This window comes from Nocardiopsis potens DSM 45234 (assembly GCF_000341105.1).
Lineage (GTDB): Bacteria > Actinomycetota > Actinomycetes > Streptosporangiales > Streptosporangiaceae > Nocardiopsis_A > Nocardiopsis_A potens.
The window spans coordinates 60,254-79,148 of sequence record NZ_ANBB01000044.1; the positions used below are offsets into that span (position 1 = coordinate 60,254).

Sequence of the window (18,895 nt, forward strand, 5' to 3'; positions counted from 1 at the left end):
GGGTCAGGGGGCCTCGGCCCGGCGGGGGTCCTCGGCGGCCCTGCCCTCCTCGGCCTCGCGCTTGGCCAGGTCGTCGGCGAGCTCGTCGGTGACCAGGTGCTCGGAGACGACCATGCCGCGGCTGTAGGCCACCCGGCCCAGGGTCTGCGCCAGCACCGGCATCGTCATGAACTGGAAGACCGCGACCAGGGCGAGCGGCAGCGCCGAGCGCAGGTCGGGCAGCTGGAAGGCGGCCCCGGCCAGGATCAGCACCAGGGCCACCGTGTCCGGCTTGGTGGAGGCGTGCATCCGGCCGAGCAGGGTGGGGAAGCGCACCATGCCGATGGTCCCGGTGAGGGCGAACAGCGCCCCCAGCGGCATCAGCACGGCGGTGGCCCAGTCAGTCGCGGTCATGCGCCCTCCTCTCGGCGAACCGGGCGGCGGTCAGCGTGGCGATGAAGCCGAGCAGCGCGATGCTGACCATCACCCCGATGTAGGCGGTGTCGCCCCGGTAGGCGATCTCCAGCCCGATGAAGCTGACCAGCAGCACCGAGACCGTGCTCAGCGAGACGGTGCGGTCCAGCACCGACGGCCCACGGACCAGCCGGTACAGCGCCAGCCCGGCGGAGACCGAGAGCATCGCCGCGGTCGCGGCCATCGCGTAGTCCAGTACGTTCACCGCTCCTCCTCGGCCGCCGCGCCCGCGCCGGCCAGCTCCCGCTCGGCCGCCTCGAACTGGGCGATGTCATCGCGGGTGCCGAAGGCCCGCACGTACATCTCCTCGGTGCGCAGCACCGAGCGGCGCAGCTTCGGCACGTCGGACTCGTCGTGGATGGGGATGCCGTGCACGTAGATCACCCCGCCCTCCCGGTCCAGTTCGATCGTCTGGCTGCCGGTGACCAGCGAGAGCCCGGCGCTGACCATGGCCATCAGCAGGTCGGAGTCGGTGCGCAGCGGCACCGCGACGATCGCGCCGCGCACCCGGGCCGGGTGCAGCAGCGTGTGGTAGGCCATGTGCACGCTGGACAGCAGCAGGTCGAGCGCGATGTGCCCGACCAGCCCGGCCACCCGCAGCGGGCGGAAGCGCAGCCGGACCGGCAGGTGCGGCAGCTTGGCCGCGGCGTAGCAGCCGGCGCCGACCATGGCGCCGGCCACCAGGGTCCCGGGGCTGAAGTCGCCCCACAGGACGGCCCACATCACCGTCAGCCAGAGCACGGTCGGCAGCCTGCCGAGCAGGCGCAGCGCGGGTGCGCGGTAGGCGCTCATGACTCCCCTCCGGTCAGTACGGACTCGATGTAGGCGCCGCCGCCGAGCAGGTCCTCGGCCGCGGTGAAGGCGAAGTCGGTCAGCGGCCCGGCCGCGGCGGCCAGCGCCAGCCCGATCGCCACCATCGCGGCGGTGGAGCTCGTCATCAGCAGCCGCCCGCCGCTCATGCCCTGGCTGCGCAGCTGGTCCCGGGCCTCGATCATGTCCTCCAGCGGTTCGCCCCAGAACCCGCGGACCCAGATCCGGAAGATCGCCATCAGGGTCAGCAGGCTGGTGGCCACGCCCGCGGCGATGCCGGTGTACAGCAGCCACCCGCCGGCGTCGGCGCCGGCGGTGAACAGCGCCGCCTTGGCCACGAAGCCCGACATCGGGGGCAGCCCGGCCAGGCTCATCGCGGGGAGGAAGAAGAGCAGCGCCAGCACCGGCGAGACCGCCATCAGCCCGCGGATCGCGCGCAGCGAGGTGTGCCCGACGAACTGCCGGATCAAACCGTTCACCAGGAACAGCGAGGCCTGCACCACGATGTGGTGGACCAGGTAGACGATGGCCCCGGCGAGCCCGGCGACGGTCCCGACGCCCAGCCCGAACAGCATGAAGCCGATGTGGCTGACCAGCGCGAAGGACATGATCCGGTTGATGTCGTCCTGCACCAGCGCGCCGAGGATGCCGACGATCATGGTGGCGATGGCCATCCACAGCAGCACGCCGGAGACGTCGTCCCGGGAGAACAGCAGCGTCTGGGTCCGGATGATCGCGTACACCGCGACCTTGGTGAGCAGCGCCGCGAAGATCGCGGAGATGCGGGTGATGGCGACCGGGTAGCTGTCCGGCAGCCAGAAGTGCATCGGCACGATGGCCGCCTTGATCCCGAACACCACCAGGAAGAGCAGCGCCAGCACCATCCGCAGCGGCGGGGGCGCATCGCCGAGCTTGACCGCGATGTCGGCCAGGTTGACGGTGCCGGTCAGGGCGTAGACCAGGGCGATCCCGGTGAGGAACAGGATCGAGGAGGTCAGGCTGACCATCGTGTAGATCATGCTGGCCCGGACCCGGGCCCGGGTGGGCGCCTGGGTGATCAGCGCGTAGCTGGCGGTCAGCATGATCTCGAAGCCGACGAACAGGTTGAACAGGTCGCCGGCGATGAAGCTGAGGCACACCCCGGCGGTCAGCACCAGGTAGATGGGGTGGAAGACCATCGGCATGGCCCGGCTGAGCCCGGCGATGTCCTGGCCGATCGCGTAGAGCAGCACCACCAGCAGCACCACCGAGGAGACCAGCAGCAGCAGCGCGGAGAGCGGGTCCACCGCGATGGTGATCCCGAGCGGCGCCGGCCAGCCGCCGGCCTGGCTGGTGATGACGTCCCCATCGGCGGTCCGCCGGACCAGGGCGGCCGCGGCGGCGACCACGATGGCCAGGGTCAGCGCGCTGACCACCTGCTGGGTGCGGGGGGCCCGGCGCATCGGCAGGGTGAGCGCGGCCCCGAGCAGCGGGACCAGGAACGGTACGGCGAGGAGGAGGTTCACGCGGAGTCCTCCGGTTCCTGCAGCCGGCCGATCCGGCGGTCCTCGAGGTCGTCGGGGACCTCGTCGTTGCCGTCGCCCAGCCAGACCCGGTAGGCCAGGGCGAGCAGGAAGGTGGTCACGCCGAAGGTGATGACGATCGCGGTGAGCGCCATGGCCTGGGGCAGCGGGTCGGAGAGCACGCCTTCGGGACCGCCGAGCAGCGGCGGCAGGGTGATGGCCCGGTCGGTGAGCATCAGCGACACGTTGGCGGCGTGGCCGAGCAGCAGGATGCCGAAGACCGCGCGCATCAGCGAGCGCTGCAGCATCAGGTAGAAGCCGCAGGAGTAGAGCACTCCGACGGCGAGGACCAGCAGGAGGCTGGGGGCTCCGCTCATCGCTCTCCTCCCCCGCTCCGGGCGCGGCGGCGACGGCGGTGCCCCGCGCGCGCTTCCTCCTCCTCGGCCTCCATCCGGGCGCCCAGGGCGGCCACGACGGACAGCACGAGCCCGACGACGATCAGGAACACCCCCGCTTCGAAGAACAGATAGCTGGCGACCTTGACCTCGCCGAACAGCGGCAGCTCGAAGGTGCGGTAGAAGACGTCCAGCAGCGGGGCGCCGCCGATCAGCGGCAGGCCCGCCATCACCGCGGCCAGCAGCAGCCCGGCCGCGAGCAGCGTGTTCGGCTTCAGCGGCATGCCCACGGCCAGCTCGTGCCGGCCGCCGGCGATGTAGCGGAGGACGAACGCCATGCTGGCCACCAGCCCGCCGGCGAACCCGCCGCCGGGCCGGTCGTGCCCGGAGACCAGCAGGAACACCGAGAAGACCAGGATGGAGGGGATGAGCAGTCGGACCACCACCTCCAGCAGCACCGACCGCGGTCCGAACGCCGGGCTGACGACGGTGCTCAGCCACCGCTCCCGGGGGGCCTCCCAGCCCTCCGGCGGGGTGGGCCGGCGCTCCTCGCCCGCTCCGGGAACCGCTCCGCTCTGCGGGGGTCTCATCGTCGGCTCCCTTCCTCTTCGATCTGCTCCTCGTCGGCCGAGGGCTCGTCCACCACGCGGTGCCGCCGGTTGAGCAGCACCAGGGAGGCGACCGCGACCGCCGCGGTGAGCAGCACCACGATCTCGCCGAAGGTGTCCAGCGCGCGGAAGTCGGCGAGGATCGTGTTGACCAGGTTGCGGCCGCCGGCCTGCTCGGCGGCGGCCTCGTAGCCGAGCGAGATCGGCTCGGCGGTGCGGGCCGCGGCCATCAGCCACAGCGAGACCGAGATGAAGGCGCCGGCCGCGACGGACAGCACCACCATCCAGCGCTTGGGCCAGCCGGGCGCGCGCACCGAGAAGGTGGCGGGCAGCCGGCGGAGCACGAACACCAGGATGATCGTGGTGAGCGTCTCCACCAGGATCAGGGTGAGCGCCAGGTCCGGGGCGCCGTGCAGGACGAACAGCCCGGCGATGCCGAAGCCGGTGGCGCTGAGCAGGATCAGCGCGGGGAACCGGCGGTGCTCGCGCAGCGCGGCGATCGCGGTGACCGCGATCACCGCGGCGACCACCCCCTCCAGCGGGGTGTCCCACAGCCGCAGCCCGTCGCCGCCGGAGGGCACCGCCACCTCCCCGGTGGCCAGGGCGGTGACCAGCCGCACGCCCGGCAGGGCGAGCATGGTGGCCAGGATGATGCCCAGGTAGGCGGGGAGCGAGCCGGTCTGCAGCCGCCGGGTGACGCTCAGCGCGATCGCGTAGGTGCCGTGCAGGAACAGGTGGTAGCCCATCTCCGCGGAGATCACCCGGGGGGCGCGGCCCTGGAGCCGGGCGAACGCCTCCCGCCACCGGAACAGCGCCGCGCCGGCCGCGATGACCACCGCGGTGAGCAGCAGCGGCGTGCTCAGCCCGTGCCACAGCGCCAGGTGGTAGGGCTTGCCGTGGTCGGAGTAGGGGGCGGCGTAGGCCGCGGCGATGGCGTCGGCCGGGCCCGGCAGCGAGCCGAGCACCAGGCCGCAGAGCGAGAGCAGCACCGGGGCGGCGAGGAAGACCGCCGAGGGCGGGGTGGCCCGGGTGCGCGGAATACGGGGCTCCGCGCCGTCCTCCCCGCCGGCGTCCGTTCCGGGGACCGGCTCGATGTCGGTCTCGGCGGCGCGCTTGTCGCCGAACGCGCCCCACCAGAACCGGGCGCTGTAGGCGAAGGTGAGCACCGAGGCCAGGACCAGCCCGGCCAGTTCCAGCCCGGCGGCGAGCGGCGGGAGCTCCGGGCTGTGCCCGGGGAGGAACGCCTCCAGGGCGGCCTCCTTGCCGATGAAGCCGAGCAGCGGCGGCAGGCCCGCCATGGAGGCCGCGGCCAGTCCGGCGGCGGCGGCCGTCACCGGCAGCGACCGCCACAGCCCGTTCAGCCGCCGGATGTCCCGGGTGCCGGCCTGGTGGTCGACCACGCCGACCACCAGGAACAGGGTGGACTTGAAGAAGCCGTGCGCGAGCAGCGCGCCGATCGCGGCCACCGCCGCGGTGTGCGTTCCCGCGCCGGCCAGCAGGCACAGGAAGCCGAGCTGGCTGACGGTGCCGTGCGCGACCAGCAGCTTCAGGTCGGTCTGGCGCAGTGCGCTCCAGCCGCCGATGACCATGGTGGCCAGGCCGAAGGCGAGCACCAGGACCCGCCACGGGTCGGCGTCGGCGAAGCCGGGGGCGAGCCGGGCGATCAGGTAGACGCCGCCCTTGACCATCGCGGCGGCGTGCAGGTAGGCGCTGACCGGGGTGGGCGCGACCATCGCCCCGGGCAGCCAGTAGTGGAACGGGGCCTGGGCCGACTTGGCGAAGGCGCCGATCAGCACGAGCACCAGCGCGACCGGGAGCAGCGGGGAGTCCACCGGCGGGTCGGCGACCAGTTCGGAGATCCGGTAGGTGCCGCCGGCCTGGCCGAGCAGGATGAACCCGATCAGCATGAACAGGCCGGCGCCCGCGGTGGTGATCAGCGCCTGGAGCGCGGCGCGCCCCGCCGCGTCCTTGCGCTGGTCGAAGCCGACGAGCAGGAAGGAGGTGACCGAGGTCAGCTCCCAGAACACGTACAGCGCGAACAGGTTGTCGGCGGTGACCACGCCGAGCATCGCCCCGGCGAACAGCACCATGACCGAGGTGAGCCGGGCGAGGCCGGCCTGGTCGCTGCGGAAGTAGGCGGCGCTGTAGCAGAAGATGACCGCTCCGACCCCGCTCACCAGCAGCACCATGGCCAGGGAGAGGGCGTCGACGCGGAAGTCGAGGGTGATGTCGAGGGCGGGCACCCAGGGGACCGATGCCTCGGCGGGCTCCCCTGCGGCGATCCCGGGGGACCGGCTCAGGGCCCACACCGCGGACAGCGCGGGGGGCAGGCTCGCGACGAGGAAGGCCCGGGCGCCCAGGAGGCGGACCAGGGGCGGCAGCAGCACCGCGGTCGCGGCGTGCAGCGCGAGGATGACAGGCAGCAGCATAGGGCTCGTTATCGGCGACGGCGGTGGAAGAGACGGGGCGCATCGCCTCCGGCTGGGGCGACGGACGGTCGAGCGCCATCCAGGTTAGCGGCGATTCGTCCCCCCGCCTTGACAGCGCGGTGAATGGGCGTACCATGCCCTCGCATCTTTCCACGATACGGAAGCGTTACGATCGGTAATTCCGCTGGATTACCAGGAATAACGCCGCCCGAGTCGCCTGGACCCCCTTCCCCATTCCCGTTCGAAGCGTGGTTGTTCTCACCAGATCCACCGCCCCCGTTCCTCGCCCCCCGGGTCCGGCCGCCCCGGGCGGGCACCGGACGCGCTTCACGCAGAGTAGTCGGCCTCGGCGCCGCCCGACTGCGCACGAACGCCGCGAGCGCGCCGTATACGTCGTATTAACGGAACCCTAACGGGTGATCTGCGCCCCTCTCCCCATCGGCCTCGCCCCGGACGCGGGCCGAACGGGGGGCGCCTGGTTCGCGATGGTCGGTACGTGGGGCCAGAATTGGCGGCATGGCCCGTTCAACGTCTCCGTCTCCGCCTTCCGAGGAACTCGCCGAGAAGATCATCGACATCGACGTCTCGGAGGAAATGCGGGGCAGCTTCCTGGAGTACGCCTACTCGGTGATCTACCAGCGCGCCCTGCCCGATGCCCGCGACGGCATGAAGCCGGTGCAGCGGCGCATCCTCTACCAGATGAACGAGATGGGGCTCCGCCCCGACCGCGGGCACGTCAAGTGCGCCCGCGTCGTCGGCGAGGTCATGGGCAAGCTGCACCCGCACGGCGACGCCGCCATCTACGACGCCATGGTCCGGATGAGCCAGTCCTTCGCCATGCGGGTCCCGCTGGTCGACGGGCACGGCAACTTCGGCTCGCTGGGCGGCGACGACGCCCCGGCCGCCATGCGCTACACCGAGGCCCGCATGGACCGGGCCGCCGAGCTGCTGGTCACCTCCATCGACGAGGACGTCGTCGACTTCCGGCCGAACTACGACGGCCAGGAGACGGAACCGGAGGTGCTCCCGGCCGCCTTCCCCAACCTGCTGGTGAACGGCGCGTCGGGGATCGCGGTGGGGATGGCCACCAACATGGCCCCGCACAACCTCGGCGAGGTCGTCGCGGCCGCGCGGCACCTGATCGCGCACCCCGACGCCGACCTCGAGAAGCTGATGGAGTTCGTGCCCGGCCCCGACCTGCCGACCGGCGGCACCGTCGTCGGCCTGGACGGGATCCGCGACGCCTACGCCAAGGGCCGCGGCACCTTCCGCACCCGCGCCACGGTCTCCATCGAGAAGGTCTCGCCGCGCCGCACCGGCATCGTCGTCACCGAGCTGCCCTACAGCGTGGGGCCGGAGAAGGTGGTCGGCCGGATCAAGGAGCTGGTGCAGTCCAAGAAGCTGCAGGGCATCTCCGACCTCAAGGACCTCACCGACCGCAACCAGGGCCTGCGGCTGGTCATCGAGCTGAAGAACGGCTTCAACCCCGAGGGCGTGCTGGCCGAGCTGTACCGGCTCACCCCGATGGAGGAGTCCTTCGGCATCAACAACGTCGCGCTGGTGGACGGCCAGCCGCAGACGCTGGGCCTGCGCGAGCTGCTCCAGGTCTTCGTCGACCACCGGCTGGACGTGGTGCGGCGGCGCAGCGAGCACCGGCGGAGCAAGCGGCTGGACCGGGTGCACCTGATCGACGGCCTGCTCGTCGCGCTGCTCAACATCGACGACGTCATCGCGCTCATCCGGGACTCCGACGACACCGCGCAGGCCCGGGAGCGGCTGATGGAGGCCTACGCGCTCTCCGACGTCCAGGCCCGCTACATCCTGGACACCCCGCTGCGCCGGCTCACCCGGTACGACCGGCTGGAGCTGCAGAGCGAGGCCGACCAGCTGAAGAAGGAGATCGAGGAGCTCACCTCGGTGCTGGAGTCCGACGCCAAGCTGCGCCGGCTGGTCTCCAAGGAGCTCGCCGAGGTCGCCAAGAAGTACGGCACCCCGCGCCGCACCACCCTGCTGGAGAGCGACGGGGCCGCGCGCACCGCCGCCGTCCCGCTGGAGCTGGACGACGTGCCGTGCAACGTGCTGCTCGGCTCGGACGGCATGCTCGGCCGGAGCAAGGGCGCCGCGGTCCCGCGCGTCTACGAGGGGCTGCGCACCAAGCACGACGCGGTCGCCGCCGCGCTGCCCGCGCGCAGCAAGGGCGGCGTCGGCCTGGTCACCGACCTCGGCCGGGTCGTCCGGGTGCCGGTGGTGGAGCTCCCCGAACTCCCCGACTCCGGGGAGGAGGCCCCGCCGCTGGCCTCCGGGCTGCCGGTGGAGGAGTTCGTCGACCTCGCCGAGGACGAGAAGGTGATCGCGCTCGCCGCGGTGGACGGAGAGGGCCCCGGCCTGGCCCTCGGCACCGAGCAGGGCGTGGTCAAGCGGGTGGTGCGGGACTACCCGGCCAACCGGGACGACCACGAGATCATCGCGCTCAAGGACGGCGACCGCCTGGTCGGCGCGACCCAGCTGGCCACCGGCGAGGAGGACCTCGTCTTCGTCACCTCCACCGCGCAGCTGCTGCGCTTCTCCGCCTCCGCCGTCCGCGAGCAGGGGCGACCGGCCGGCGGCGTGGCCGGCGTGAAGCTCGCCGAGGGCGCCCGGGTGCTGTGGTTCGGCGCGGTCTCGGTGCCCGAGGACTCGGTCCTGGTGACCATGTCCGCGGCCACCCCCGAGGACGCCCTGCTGCCCGCCGAGGGCGGATCGGCGAAGGTCACCCCGATCGAGGCCTACCCCGCCAAGGGCCGGGCCACCGGCGGCGTACGCTGCCACCGCCTGCTCAAGGGCGAGGACGGCCTGGTGTTCGCCTGGGTCGGCCGGGCGCCCGCGCGGGCCTTCCGCGCCGACGGCGGCCCGGTCCGCCTGCCCGACATGGACCCGCGCCGGGACGGCTCGGGCGAGCCGCAGCCCCGGGCGATCGCCTCCATCGGCACCGGGCAGCACGACACCGGCCTTCTCGGCACCGCCGATTAGCGGCCCCGGCCCGGGGAGGCCGCGCCTCCCCGGGCCGCGCGCCATCGGCCCGCCGCGGCGCGCCCCCGCCCGCCCCGCCCGCCGGGCAGGCCGGCGGGGCCGGCGCCCTGCGGCGGACCGCCCGCACGACCCTGAGGAGAACCCAGTGAGCAGCGCATTCGACGATGTGCTCAGCGCCAACGCCGACTACGCCGAGTCGTTCCGGCTGGCCGGCCTGGAACCGGTCGCCGCCCGCGGCATAGGCCTGGTCACCTGCATGGACTCCCGCCTCGAACCGCTGGACATGCTGGGCCTCCAGCCGGGCGACGCCAAGATCCTGCGCAACGCCGGCGCCCGGGTCACCGACGACACCCTGCGCACCCTGGTGCTCGCGGTCTACCTGCTCGGGGTGGAGCGGGTGCTGGTCATGCCGCACACCAAGTGCAAGATGGCCTCGGTCTCCGGCGACGACGAGGTGCACGACCTGATCCGGGACCGGTACGGCGTGGACACGCGCAGCCTGGAGTTCCACACCGACGACGACCAGCTCGGCGCGCTCCGGCACGACCTGGAGCGGATCCGCCACCACCCGCTGCTGCCCGACGGGCTGCCGGTGGCGGGCGCCCTGTACGACGTGGACACCGGCAGGCTGGAGATGATCGACGCCTAGCGGCCGCACCGGGCCCGCCCGGACCCCGCCGCTCCGCCCCGGCCGGGAATAGCAGGCCGGCGGCGGCGGTTGGCACGCCTGTAACGGCGTACCACCCGAGGAGAGGGGCGCTGATGCAGGCTTCCACCTACGAGACCTTCGCCGTCGGCCGGTCCTACTTCGACCTGGGAGACCCGATAGCGGCGGCCCGAGTGCTGGAGCCGCTGTCCGACCGCGAACCGGAGAGCCGCTCCATCCTGGAGCTGCTCGGCCGCGCCTACTTCCACTCCGCCCAGCTCGGCAAGGCGGAGTGGGCCTTCCGCCGCCTGATCGAGCTCGACCCCTGCGACAGCTGGGCGCACATCGCCCTGGCCCGCGCGCTGGAGCGGCAGAACCGCGACGAGGAGGCCGCTCCGCACCGCAGGATGCACGCCGCGATGAGCGGCGGCTCCCTGGACTGACCCCGGCCGCACGACCGCCCCAAGGCCCCGCTCCTCCGCTGAGGACCGGGGCCTCGGCCGTTCCCGCTCCCCCGCCGCAGGCGGACGCCCACCGCCCCGGCGCCGGGTGGCGCCCCTGGTGGGGGCGGTCGTGCGCGGTACGGGCGGCCGGATAGCCTGCCGGACATGGCAGAGTCCTTCGAACCGCTCGGCGACCCCGTCGACCGCTCCTGCTCGCGCACCCGGGCCTGGGTCGACGAGGCCGTCCGCAAGGTGGTCGCCGACGCCAACCGGTCGGCCGACACCCACCTGCACGTCTTCCCGCTGCCCGAGTCCTGGGGCATCGACCTGTACCTGAAGGACGAGTCGGTGCACCCCACCGGCAGCCTCAAGCACCGGCTGGCCCGGTCGCTCTTCCTCTACGGGCTGTCCAACGGCTGGATCCGGGAGGGCACCACGATCGTGGAGGCCAGCTCCGGTTCCACCGCGGTCTCCGAGGCCTACTTCGCCCGGCTGGTCGGGCTGGACTTCATCACCGTGGTGCCCCGCTCCACCAGCCCGGAGAAGATCGCGCTGATCGAGCGGTACGGCGGCCGGTGCCACTTCGTCGACCGGCCGCCGGAGATCTACACCGAGGCCGAGCGGCTGGCCGCGGAGACCGGCGGCCACTACATGGACCAGTTCACCTATGCGGAGCGGGCCACCGACTGGCGCGGCAACAACAACATCGCCGAGTCGGTCTTCGAGCAGCTGGCCATGGAGCGGCACCCCATCCCGGAGTGGATCGTGGTGGGCGCCGGGACCGGCGGCACCTCCGCCACCATCGGGCGCTACCTGCGCTACCGGCGGCACCACACCCGGCTGGCCGTGGTCGACCCGGAGAACTCCGCCTTCTTCCCCGGCTGGGTGACCGGGGCCCGGGACTACGCCACCGGCATGCCGTCCCGGATCGAGGGGATCGGCCGCCCGCGGATCGAGCCGAGCTTCGTGCCCGACGTCATCGACCTGATGCTGCCGGTGCCCGACGCGGCGAGCATCGCCGCCATGCGCCACCTGGAGTCGGTCACCGGGCTGTGCGCCGGCGGGTCGACCGGCACCAACCTGTGGGGCGTCTGGCGGCTCATCGCCCGGATGCTCGCCGACGGGACCCGCGGCAGCGTGGTCACGCTGATCTGCGACGGCGGCGACCGCTACCGGCACAGCTACTACGACGACGCCTGGGTGGCGGCCCAGGGCATGGACACCGCGCCCTACACCGCCGCCCTGGAGCGCTTCCTGGCCTCCGGCGAGTGGTCCCCGCCGGAGAAGCGCTGACCCCGGCCCCGGGGCGGGTCAGTCCCGCACCACCAGGGTCCCGGCGGCCATGTCGCCGATCCGCTGCCGGCGGTCGGAGACCAGGATGACGATCAGGCCGACCAGGCCGGCGAAGAGCCCGTCCGCGAGCAGCAGGATCCACCGGACGAAGTGCTGGGCCATGCTCGGCTCGCCGCCCTCGGCCCGGACCACCTTGATCCCGAGCAGCCGCATGCCCAGGGTCCGGCCGCCGGCCTTGGCCGGCCACACCACCCAGTAGCCGACGTAGACGACGACCCACAGCACCACCAGGACCAGCAGCGCGACCAGCGCCAGGACCGGGTTGCGCAGCGACCCGTCCGGCTCGGTGGGCGCGAACGCCAGCGGGAGGAGCGCCAGGTAGGCCAGGAAGGGCAGGAGCGAGGAGAGGAACCCGTCCACGATGTACTGCACCACCCGGCGGCCGACGACGTCGGTGTCGCCGGGCGGCGCCATCGCGGGCAGGCCGTAGCCGGGCGGCGGCTCGTCCATCGGCGTCCCGTACCCGGGCGGCCCCGCCTCGGGGGGACCGTAGCCCCCGTGGGCCGGCCCGGGACCGGGCTCACCGCCCATCGGCCCGGGCGGGGGCCCCTGCCCCGCCGGCCCGGCCCCTTCCGGAGCCGCGTGCCTTCCGGTGCTCTTCGGCCGCTCGGGCCCTCCGGGAGCCCCCGGCCCCGCCGGCGGCTCTCCCGGGGCTCCCGGCTCTCCGGGGGCCCCGGGACCTCCGGCCCCTTCCGGCCCTGCCGGGGTCCCCGGCCCGCCCCGGCCTCCCGGGCCCTCCGCCTCCTCCGGCCTGCGGCCGGGCTCCTCCTGACCGCCCGGGTACTGCTGTCCGTGACTCATCCGGCACCACCGCTCCGTGCTCCCGACTCGGAGGCGAGGCCACCTCCCTCACCCTCCGAAAATAGACCACGACGGCGCGTTGTCCCCGCTGGTCGGGGCGGCGGCGCGCCGAGCGGCGGACGGCGCCGGGCCCGGCCGCCGGAGAAGGGCGGGGCACGGGAGGCGGCCCGGGAACGCGCTTCCGGGGCCCGGCCCCCGGAGGAGGGCGGGCCCGGGAAGAGCGGACTCGGGAGGCGCCCGGGGCGGCCCGCACCGCCCGCCCCCGGCCGAACCCGCCCGGAAACGGGTCGGGGGCCCGCCGGGCGGCGGGCCCCCGGGGTGCGGGGAACCGGGGCGGCGGCCGCCCCGGGCGGGATCAGGTGTCGATCCGGTCCAGGTCGAGCTCCTGGGCGCCGTTGGCGATGAACCGCCGACGCGGCGCCACCTCGTTGCCCATCAGCAGGTCGAAGACCTTGGCGGCCTCCTCGGCGTGGTCCACCCGGATCCGGCGCAGCGTGCGGTGGCGCGGGTCCATGGTGGTCTCCGCGAGCTGGTCGGCGTCCATCTCGCCCAGGCCCTTGTACCGCTGCACCGGCTCCTTCCAGCTGCGCCCCTTCTTCTCCAGTTCGAGGAGGGTGCGCTGCAGCTCGGCGTCGCTGTAGGTGTAGATGTAGCGGTCCTCGGGCTTGGCGCCGCGCTTCTTGCGCACGTTGGTCAGCTCGATCCGGTGCAGCGGCGGGACCGCGGCGTAGACCCGGCCGGCCTCCAGCATCGGGCGCATGTACCGGTAGAACAGGGTGAGCAGCAGGCAGCGGATGTGCGCGCCGTCCACGTCCGCGTCGGCCATCAGGATGACCCGGCCGTAGCGGGCCGCGTCCAGGTCGAAGGTGCGCCCCGACCCGGCCCCGATGACCTGCAGGATCGCCGCGCACTCGGCGTTCTTCAGCATGTCGCCGACCGACGACTTCTGCACGTTGAGGATCTTGCCGCGGATCGGCAGCAGCGCCTGGAACTCCGAGTCCCGGGCGAGCTTGGCGGTGCCCAGCGCCGAGTCCCCCTCGACGATGAACAGCTCGCTGCGGTCCAGCCCCTCGCTGCGGCAGTCCACCAGCTTCGCCGGGAGGGCCGAGCTCTCCAGGGCGTTCTTGCGCCGCTGGGTCTCCCGCTGCTGGCGGGCGGCCAGCCGCGCCTTGGCCGCGTTGGCGATCTTCTCCAGCACGGTGCGGGCCTGCTGCTTCTCCGCCCGCTTGGTGGAGGAGAGGAACTCGCGCAGCTGATTGCCGACCACCGCGGAGACGATCCGCGAGGCCGCGGAGGTGCCCAGGATCTCCTTGGTCTGGCCCTCGAACTGCGGCTCGGGCAGCCGCACCGTGACCACCGCGGTGAGCCCTTCGAGGACGTCCTCCTTGGTGACCGCGTCGTCGCTGGCCTTGAGCAGCTTGGTGGCGCGCAGCTGGTCGTTGACCACCCGGACCAGGGCCCGCTCGAACCCGGTGATGTGCGTGCCGCCCTTGGGGGTGGCGATCACGTTCACGAACGAGCGCACCGTGCTCTCGTAGCCGCTCCCCCAGCGCAGCGCGACGTCGACGTCGAGGTCGCGCGCGACGTCGGTGGGGGTCATGTGCCCCATCTCGTCCAGCACCGGGACGGTCTCGTTGAAGGTGCCGCTGCCCTGGAACCGCAGCACCGGGCTGATCGCCTCGTCGGCGGCGAGGAAGGAGCAGAACTCCCCGATGCCGCCGTCGAAGTGGAACTCCTCGGTGTAGGGCGGCTCGCCCTCGGTGCGCTCGTCGCGCACCGCGATGGTCAGGCCCGGGATGAGGAAGGCGGTCTGGCGCGCGCGCTCCAGCAGCGACTCGCGCGCGATGTCGGCCTCCTTCAGGAAGATCTGCCGGTCGGCCCAGAACCGGACCCGGGTGCCGGTGGCCTTCTTGGCGATCTTGCCGCGCTGGTCCAGCCCGGACCCGGGGGTGAAGGCGGCGTCGGGGCCGGCGTCGGCGAACCGGCCGGGGATGCCCCGGCGGAAGCTCATCGCGTGGGTGCGGCCGCCCCGGTCGACCTCGACGTCGAGCCGGGCGGAGAGCGCGTTGACCACCGAGGCGCCGACGCCGTGCAGACCGCCGGAGGCGGTGTAGGAGCCGGAGCCGAACTTGCCGCCGGCGTGCAGCTTGGTCATGACCAGCTCGACGCCGGTCAGGCCGGACTTGGGCTCGGCGTCGACCGGGATGCCGCGGCCGTCGTCGCGCACCTCCACCGAGCCGTCGGCGTGCAGCACCACGTCGACGCGGGTGCAGAAGCCGCCGAGGGCCTCGTCGACGGAGTTGTCGATGATCTCCCACATGCAGTGGGTGAGGCCGCGGCTGTCCGTCGACCCGATGTACATCCCGGGACGCTTGCGGACCGCCTCCAGTCCTTCCAAGACCGAGAGATGCCGCGCGGAGTAGTCCTCGGGCTCGTGAACGGCTGCGGTAAGGGCGGTCACCTGGACGTCTCCTGCATTCGTTGGACAGGGCGCGCCGCGAAGCCGCTCGGCTGCGTGCGCGGAGCGCCGGCGTACGCGTTCGCCGCGCGGGTCCGCCGGTGCGGACCGCGGCGCCGCGGGGCACCGGATCGCGGGGCCCGGCCCAGCCTAACCGCGCCCGGGGACATCCTCTGTGGCGGACGGCGGCCGTGCCGCTCCACCCGCTGCACCGCGTCGCGGCCCGGCTCCGCTCCGATGCGGGGCCCGCGCTCCTTCGCGGGTCCGGCCGACGGCCGAACCCCAGCGACACTACCACCTCCCCGGAACGCCCATCCGGGCCCTCCTCCCTTGTGGTTTCCGGCGTGTCGCGCCCGCCGCTCCCCCGGGCGGCCGGCTCCGGCCCGGCCCTGATTCCGCTGTCGGCGTACATCAGGACTGGTTGGGAACGTCCTGGTCCGGTTAGATGTTGTGCTGAGCGACTGGCGCCGAGCATTGAGGAAGGCGAAGTGACTGGAACCCTTGCCCCCACCCAGCCGCTGACGGCTGCTGACCGTTGCGACCGCTGTGGTGCGCAGGCCTACGTCCGCGTGCTGCTCAACTCCGGCGGCGAACTGCTCTTCTGCGCGCACCACATGCGCAAGCACGATGAGGAGATCCGCAAGATCGCCGCGGACATCCAGGACGAGACCGGCCGACTCCAGGAGACCCCGGCCACTTCCGACGGGGAGCGCTAAGGACTCCCCCGCCCCAAGACGCACGGCGGCGGCCCCTCCCCGGGGCCGCCGCCTTCGTCGTCTCCGGGCCCTCCGCGGGGCGGCCCCGGGCGTTCCCGGCATGGACGGGAGGAGATACCGGCGGTGGCACCGCCCCGGCGGCGGCGCCTTCGCAGCGAGCGGGCCCGTCCTGCTGCATTACGATCGGGACTTCGAGGCGATCGCGAAGCACACCGGGCAGCCGACCAGCCGGTCGGCGGGGCCCGGTTCGCTGTGAGAGGGAGACGATGCTGATCCTGCTGCCCCCGTCGGAGGGGAAGGCGGCGGCGGGCGAGGGGCCCGCGCTGGAGCCGTCCGGGCTCGTCCTGCCCGAGGTGAACGGGGCCCGGGAGGCCGTGCTGGAGTCGCTGGAGGCGCTCTGCGCCGGGCCGCGGGAGACGGCGATGGAGGTGCTCGGCCTCACCGCCGGCCAGGCCGGCGCGGTGCCGCGGAACCTGGAGGTGCGCACCGCCCCGGCGCTGCGCGCGGCCGAGCTCTACACCGGGGTGCTCTACGACAATCTGCGCCTGGGCGAGCTGCTGGCCGGCCCGGCGGCCGCGCGGACCGCGGAGTCCGTGCTGGTCTTCTCCGGGCTGTGGGGGGTCCTCGGGGTGAACGACCGGGTGCCGCCCTACCGGCTGTCGATGGGCGTGAAGCTGCCCCCGCTGGGCGGGCTCGGCGCCTACTGGCGCTCCCACCTGGCCGAACCGCTCGGCAAGCTGGCCGAGGACCGGCTGATCGTGGACTGCCGGTCGGCCGCCTACGCCGCGGCCTTCCGCCCCTCCGGCGCGGCCGCCGAGCGCACCGCCGCGGTGCGGGTGCTCAAGGAGACCGTCTCCGGCGGGGCGGTGAAGCGCTCGGTGGTCAGCCACATGGCGAAGGCGACCCGCGGCGCGATCGCGCACGCCCTGCTCGCCGAGGGGCGCTCCCCGGAGACCCCCGCCGAGCTGGCCGAGGCCCTGAACGACCTGGGGCACCGGGCCGAGCTGACCCCGCCCGGCCGCGGCGGCAGGGCCGCGGTGCTGGACGTCGTCATCCCGGGCTGAGCCCCGGCCCGGCGGCCGCCGCGAGAGCCTCCCGGGGCCGCTCGGCGACCGCCCCGGAGGGGAACGTAACGAAAGCGTCTCGGTGCTTTATCTCGCCCATACGCGGTGTCCGCGATGATCGGGCCTGGCAGAGATGTTGGACCGCCGGTCGGACGCGAAGAGCCCCCGGACCTCCCCTGCGGCCGCGTCGCGCGGCGTCCCCTCCCCGGGCCTCGCCACACCCGGGGCGCGGGACCCCGCCGGTCCCGATGGCCGGCCGCGCACGCACCGCAGGGGTCCGGGGCGGCTCCGACCGGGGAACGCGCCGGGGCGCCGGCGGCGCCGAACGGACGCGGCACCACGACGCACCCCGGATGCACGGACGCCTCGGGCGCCGGTCCGCCCTGCGGCGGCCGGCGCCCGAGGCGCACCATGTCGGCCGTGCTCAGTCCAGGTAGTCGCGGAGCACCTGGGAGCGCGACGGGTGCCGCAGCTTCGACATGGTCTTGCTTTCTATCTGGCGGATCCGCTCGCGGGTGACCCCGTAGACCTTGCCGATCTCGTCCAGCGTCTTCGGCTGGCCGTCGGTCAGGCCGAAGCGCATGGACACCACGCCGGCCTCGCGCTCGGAGAGGGTGTCCAGCACCGAGTGGAGCTGCTCCTGGAGCAGGGTGAAGCTGACCGCCTCGCCCGGCTGGATGGCCTCGGAGTCCTCGATGAGGTCGCCGAACTCGCTGTCCCCGTCCTCGCCGAGCGGGGTGTGCAGCGAGATCGGCTCCCGGCCGTACTTCTGGACCTCGACGACCTTCTCCGGGGTCATGTCGAGCTCCTTGGCGAGCTCCTCCGGGGTGGGCTCCCGGCCCAGGTCCTGCAGCATCTGCCGCTGGACGCGGGCCAGCTTGTTGATGACCTCCACCATGTGCACCGGGATGCGGATGGTGCGCGCCTGGTCGGCCATGGCCCGGGTGATGGCCTGGCGGATCCACCAGGTGGCGTAGGTGGAGAACTTGAAGCCCTTGGTGTAGTCGAACTTCTCCACCGCGCGGATCAGGCCCAGGTTGCCCTCCTGGATCAGGTCCAGGAAGAGCATGCCGCGGCCGGTGTAGCGCTTGGCGAGCGAGACCACCAGCCGGAGGTTGGCCTCCAGCAGGTGCTTCTTGGCGCGGGCGCCGTCCTCGGCGATCCACTCCAGCTCGTCGCGGAACTCGACGCTGAGCGAGCCGCCCTCCTCGGCGAGCTTCTCCTCGGCGAACAGGCCGGCCTCGATCCGCTTGGCGAGCTCGACCTCCTGCTCGGCGTTGAGCAGCGCGACGTTGCCGATCTGCTTCAGGTAGTCCTTGACCGGGTCGGCGGTGGCGCCGGCCGCGACCACCTGGGCGGCGGGGGCGTCGTCGTCATCGTCGTAGAGGACGAACGCCTCGTCCTCGGAGGTGTTGGCGGCGGCCTTCTCCGGGATGCCCACGGCCTCCGGCTTGCTGCCGGACCCCGCGACCGGGCCGCCGACCGGCTCCGGCTTGTCGTCGCCGGTGTCCTCGACGAGCTCCAGCTCGACCCCGGTGTCCTCGAGGTCGTCGTCGACGTCGAGGTCGATGTCGGCGTCCTCGGCGGCCTCCAGGGCGATGTCGTCGCTCTTCTTGGCCGCGGCCTTGGCCGTGGTCTTCTTCGCCGCGGGCTTGGCCGCCGTCCCCTTGGCGGCGGGCTTGGCCGCCGCCTTCTTCGGCGCGGCCTTCTTCGCCGCCTTCGGCTCGGCCGCCTCCGCGGGCGCCGGCTTCGCGGCGCCCTTGGCCGGACCGGAGTCGACGACCGCGGTCACGGTCTCCGGCTGGTCCTGCGCGGCGGCCGCGCGCCGGGGGGCCCGGGCGGTGGTCGTCCGGGTCGCGGCGCTCTTCTTCGGCGCGGCCGTCTTGCGGCGCGCGGACTTTCGGCGCGTGGGGGCGGACTCCTCGGCCCCGACCACGAGGGTGACGCCCTCCTTGGTCAGGATGCGGAGCACGGCCTGGGCCTGCGACATGGGGATGTCGGCCTCTTCGAAGGCACGGCGCACGTCCTCGGGCTCAAGGTACCCCTGGGACCGCCCACGCTCGATCAGCTGCTGGATGACGGGCTCGTGCAGCGACTCCGGCTGTTTTGAGCGGGTCGAACTGGCAGGTGACACAAACACCTCTCGAACGGACGTGTGGCGAGATTGCTGGACCCGGCGGCCCGAAGACCTCCGTGGAGCCTCGCGGA

The 18,895-nt window shown here is 73.3% G+C and carries 16 protein-coding genes; 6 read left to right on the forward strand and 10 right to left on the reverse strand.

What is annotated here, in order from left to right:
• Positions 1-3 precede the first annotated feature (3 nt).
• The 7 genes from mnhG to mbhE are packed head-to-tail and all read right to left on the reverse strand — an operon-like array spanning position 4 to position 6,197.
• On the reverse strand, positions 4-393 hold the full coding sequence (gene mnhG / locus D459_RS0117535) for a monovalent cation/H(+) antiporter subunit G (RefSeq protein ID WP_017594313.1): 390 nt from the start codon (positions 391-393) through the stop codon (positions 4-6).
• Positions 380-658 (reverse strand): monovalent cation/H+ antiporter complex subunit F, encoded by a 279-nt coding sequence (locus D459_RS0117540; protein WP_017594314.1) that lies wholly within the window; start codon positions 656-658, stop codon positions 380-382. Before D459_RS0117540 ends, mnhG begins: the two co-directional genes overlap by 14 nt.
• Positions 655-1,245 carry a Na+/H+ antiporter subunit E gene (locus D459_RS0117545; RefSeq protein ID WP_017594315.1) on the reverse strand — a complete coding sequence of 197 codons (591 nt, stop codon included), beginning with the start codon at positions 1,243-1,245 and terminating at the stop codon, positions 655-657. Before D459_RS0117545 ends, D459_RS0117540 begins: the two co-directional genes overlap by 4 nt.
• The gene (locus D459_RS0117550) at positions 1,242-2,768 is read right to left on the reverse strand and encodes a Na+/H+ antiporter subunit D (protein WP_017594316.1); all 1,527 of its coding nucleotides are present in this window, start codon (positions 2,766-2,768) and stop codon (positions 1,242-1,244) included. Before D459_RS0117550 ends, D459_RS0117545 begins: the two co-directional genes overlap by 4 nt.
• Complete coding sequence (locus D459_RS0117555; protein WP_017594317.1) at positions 2,765-3,142, reverse strand: sodium:proton antiporter; 378 nt, start codon at positions 3,140-3,142, stop codon at positions 2,765-2,767. The genes D459_RS0117550 and D459_RS0117555 overlap by 4 nt, the downstream gene beginning before the upstream one ends.
• The gene (locus D459_RS32000) at positions 3,139-3,750 is read right to left on the reverse strand and encodes an MnhB domain-containing protein (RefSeq protein WP_017594318.1); all 612 of its coding nucleotides are present in this window, start codon (positions 3,748-3,750) and stop codon (positions 3,139-3,141) included. Before D459_RS32000 ends, D459_RS0117555 begins: the two co-directional genes overlap by 4 nt.
• Positions 3,747-6,197 (reverse strand): hydrogen gas-evolving membrane-bound hydrogenase subunit E, encoded by a 2,451-nt coding sequence (mbhE, locus tag D459_RS0117565; protein WP_017594319.1) that lies wholly within the window; start codon positions 6,195-6,197, stop codon positions 3,747-3,749. The genes D459_RS32000 and mbhE overlap by 4 nt, the downstream gene beginning before the upstream one ends.
• Positions 6,198-6,713: 516 nt before the next feature.
• Here mbhE and D459_RS0117570 point away from each other — a divergent pair.
• From D459_RS0117570 to D459_RS0117585, 4 genes are all read left to right on the forward strand, one after another.
• A complete protein-coding gene (locus D459_RS0117570; protein ID WP_026120486.1) occupies positions 6,714-9,206 on the forward strand; it encodes a DNA gyrase/topoisomerase IV subunit A in 2,493 nt (830 codons plus the stop codon).
• 145 nt (positions 9,207-9,351) lie between these two features.
• Positions 9,352-9,855 carry a beta-class carbonic anhydrase gene (locus D459_RS0117575; RefSeq protein WP_026120487.1) on the forward strand — a complete coding sequence of 168 codons (504 nt, stop codon included), beginning with the start codon at positions 9,352-9,354 and terminating at the stop codon, positions 9,853-9,855.
• A 113-nt stretch (positions 9,856-9,968) separates the two neighbouring features.
• The gene (locus tag D459_RS0117580) at positions 9,969-10,295 is read left to right on the forward strand and encodes a tetratricopeptide repeat protein (RefSeq protein WP_017594322.1); all 327 of its coding nucleotides are present in this window, start codon (positions 9,969-9,971) and stop codon (positions 10,293-10,295) included.
• A 165-nt stretch (positions 10,296-10,460) separates the two neighbouring features.
• The gene (locus tag D459_RS0117585; RefSeq protein ID WP_017594323.1) at positions 10,461-11,588 is read left to right on the forward strand and encodes an L-cysteine desulfhydrase Cds1; all 1,128 of its coding nucleotides are present in this window, start codon (positions 10,461-10,463) and stop codon (positions 11,586-11,588) included.
• Positions 11,589-11,606: 18 nt separating this feature from the next.
• Here D459_RS0117585 and D459_RS36970 read toward each other — a convergent pair whose 3' ends face one another.
• Both D459_RS36970 and D459_RS0117595 read right to left on the reverse strand, forming a co-directional pair.
• Positions 11,607-12,098 carry an RDD family protein gene (locus D459_RS36970; RefSeq protein WP_017594324.1) on the reverse strand — a complete coding sequence of 164 codons (492 nt, stop codon included), beginning with the start codon at positions 12,096-12,098 and terminating at the stop codon, positions 11,607-11,609.
• A 706-nt stretch (positions 12,099-12,804) separates the two neighbouring features.
• A complete protein-coding gene (locus tag D459_RS0117595) occupies positions 12,805-14,910 on the reverse strand; it encodes a DNA gyrase/topoisomerase IV subunit B (protein WP_026120489.1) in 2,106 nt (701 codons plus the stop codon).
• A gap of 485 nt (positions 14,911-15,395) precedes the next feature.
• Here D459_RS0117595 and D459_RS0117600 point away from each other — a divergent pair, with 485 nt between their 5' ends.
• Together D459_RS0117600 and yaaA are read left to right on the forward strand one after the other, a co-directional pair.
• Positions 15,396-15,623 carry a DUF7455 domain-containing protein gene (locus D459_RS0117600; RefSeq protein WP_026120490.1) on the forward strand — a complete coding sequence of 76 codons (228 nt, stop codon included), beginning with the start codon at positions 15,396-15,398 and terminating at the stop codon, positions 15,621-15,623.
• A 266-nt stretch (positions 15,624-15,889) separates the two neighbouring features.
• On the forward strand, positions 15,890-16,687 hold the full coding sequence (gene yaaA, locus D459_RS0117605) for a peroxide stress protein YaaA (RefSeq protein ID WP_017594327.1): 798 nt from the start codon (positions 15,890-15,892) through the stop codon (positions 16,685-16,687).
• Positions 16,688-17,111: 424 nt separating this feature from the next.
• Here yaaA and D459_RS0117610 read toward each other — a convergent pair whose 3' ends face one another.
• Positions 17,112-18,710, reverse strand: a complete 1,599-nt coding sequence (locus tag D459_RS0117610) for an RNA polymerase sigma factor (protein ID WP_017594328.1) — start codon at positions 18,708-18,710, stop codon at positions 17,112-17,114.
• Positions 18,711-18,895 lie beyond the last annotated feature (185 nt).

Bases quoted from the DNA above. Each gene is read 5' to 3' on its own strand.
- mnhG (WP_017594313.1), bottom strand. From the start codon at position 393: ATGACCGCGACTGACTGGGCCACCGCCGTGCTGATGCCGCTGGGGGCG.
- D459_RS0117545 (WP_017594315.1), bottom strand. From the start codon at position 1,245: ATGAGCGCCTACCGCGCACCCGCGCTGCGCCTGCTCGGCAGGCTGCCG.
- D459_RS0117555 (WP_017594317.1), bottom strand. From the start codon at position 3,142: ATGAGCGGAGCCCCCAGCCTCCTGCTGGTCCTCGCCGTCGGAGTGCTC.
- D459_RS32000 (WP_017594318.1), bottom strand. From the start codon at position 3,750: ATGAGACCCCCGCAGAGCGGAGCGGTTCCCGGAGCGGGCGAGGAGCGC.
- mbhE (WP_017594319.1), bottom strand. From the start codon at position 6,197: ATGCTGCTGCCTGTCATCCTCGCGCTGCACGCCGCGACCGCGGTGCTG.
- D459_RS0117570 (WP_026120486.1), top strand. From the start codon at position 6,714: ATGGCCCGTTCAACGTCTCCGTCTCCGCCTTCCGAGGAACTCGCCGAG.
- D459_RS0117580 (WP_017594322.1), top strand. From the start codon at position 9,969: ATGCAGGCTTCCACCTACGAGACCTTCGCCGTCGGCCGGTCCTACTTC.
- D459_RS0117585 (WP_017594323.1), top strand. From the start codon at position 10,461: ATGGCAGAGTCCTTCGAACCGCTCGGCGACCCCGTCGACCGCTCCTGC.
- D459_RS36970 (WP_017594324.1), bottom strand. From the start codon at position 12,098: ATGGACGAGCCGCCGCCCGGCTACGGCCTGCCCGCGATGGCGCCGCCC.
- yaaA (WP_017594327.1), top strand. From the start codon at position 15,890: ATGCTGATCCTGCTGCCCCCGTCGGAGGGGAAGGCGGCGGCGGGCGAG.